At 57.8% G+C, this 1,482-nt stretch carries 3 protein-coding genes; 1 reads left to right on the top strand and 2 read right to left on the bottom strand.

Features of this window, described 5'->3' with window-relative positions; translation table 11 throughout:
• On the top strand, nucleotides 1-298 hold a 298-nt coding region (locus H5U08_RS18585; RefSeq protein WP_297036581.1), incomplete at its 5' end, for a hypothetical protein.
• Between the two features lie 93 nt (nucleotides 299-391).
• Here H5U08_RS18585 and H5U08_RS18580 read toward each other — a convergent pair.
• A complete protein-coding gene (locus H5U08_RS18580; RefSeq protein ID WP_297036578.1) occupies nucleotides 392-733 on the bottom strand; it encodes a hypothetical protein in 342 nt (113 codons plus the stop codon).
• Between the two features lie 374 nt (nucleotides 734-1,107).
• Nucleotides 1,108-1,482 (bottom strand): isocitrate/isopropylmalate family dehydrogenase (locus H5U08_RS18575; RefSeq protein ID WP_297036576.1); only part of this gene is annotated, 375 nt, incomplete at its 5' end.

Here is a 1,482-nt window from a genome sequence, read left to right as displayed (position 1 = left end):
CCGATTGTGCGTCGTGGCACTGCTGATACCGTATGACGCCAAGACGATCCCGGTTCACGAAAAATTGCCGGTGATCACAAAAGAATTCTCCTCCACGGGGATGTCGGTCATCCTGTCTGAACCCCGTGGATACGACCGGGTGGTGGTAGGGCTGAAGTACCAGGGCGAAATGCGATTCATTCTCGCCAGGGCCGTGCACCTGACGCCCATGGGCGGCGGCTTTTTCCAGCTTGGCCTGGAGTTCCTCCAGATTCTCCATCCGGGCGACCATCCCGAGCTACGCGAGGTTGTCTTCTAAACGCCGTAAAGGTGTCACCCACGATGGGCAACACCTTTCTCCGGCCGGTTTGGCGGCTCGTCTTTTTGGCCGCCGTAGCAATGCTGCTTGATGCTACCAGCGAAGGCTGAATCCGAATCTCGGTCCGTAGATCCCGAGCCCGCCGTGACTGTGCGAGTGACCGTAGTATCGAGGCCTGTGGCAATCATCGTGCCGTGGAGGCACTATGATCACCGGCGGATGGTATGGATACGGTTTCACAATCACCGGCGGCCCATAGTGCGGATGATGGTAACCATGCCAGTAGTGGTGACCTTCGTGGACAAACGAGTACACGCCAACTCCAAAGGTTGGGCCCCTTCGATCACCTCGTCCCCAGTCGTCGTGTCCTAGCGCAGTTTGAGCACCAGCCAGTCCTACCACGCAAACGGCAGCCAGTAGCCATTTCCCACACATGACATCCTCCTCTTCCAGCAAGGCGTTCCTGATACGGGTCACGCAACCAACCGACACAACGGCCGTGTGCATATCCCGTGCCAGGATTTGCCAAGAATTCCTAAGTCAAGAAATGGTAAACAGATAAGGACAGGCGCAACGCTTCGTCATGCCAGACGAGATGGTCCCGGCGCAGTCCTATCGACTGCGCTTGCGCGTCACAGGCGCAGCGCCGTGCGGCGTAGACTACCAATTGGTCGCAAGCCGGTGGTGGCTCTCACTGTATGAAATCGTCTTACGGACCGGAATTTACCAATCATTCCGATTGGGCAAGACAGAACAGGAGGACAACCCCATCGAGAAGGGGGAACTGACACCCCCACTTTTGGCGGCCCCTACTTCGCCGCAGCCCGAAGCTCCTCGATCTTCCGGCATATTGCGTCGGCCATTTCCTGGGTGCCAACTGCCGTCGGATCATTACGATCTGGCTTGAGATCGTAGGTCACGTATTTCCCCTCGCGGATGACCTCAGCCACGGCCCGTTCGAGCAGGTCGGCCGCTTCCTTCTCATTCAAATAGCGGAGCATGAGAACTGCGGACAAAATGAGCGCGGTGGGATTGACCTTGTTGAGCCCCTTGTATTTGGGGGCGCTCCCATGTGTAGCCTCAAAGACTGCGCCGTTTTCTCCAATGTTGGCCCCCGGTGCTACGCCAAGTCCCCCCACCAGCCCGGCTGCCAGGTCACTGATGATGTCCCCGTAAAGATTGGG

Origin of the sequence: Thermogutta sp. (assembly GCF_014359955.1) — a bacterium.
GTDB lineage: Bacteria > Planctomycetota > Planctomycetia > Pirellulales > Thermoguttaceae > Thermogutta.
This window is presented reverse-complemented; position numbering and strand designations above follow the sequence as displayed.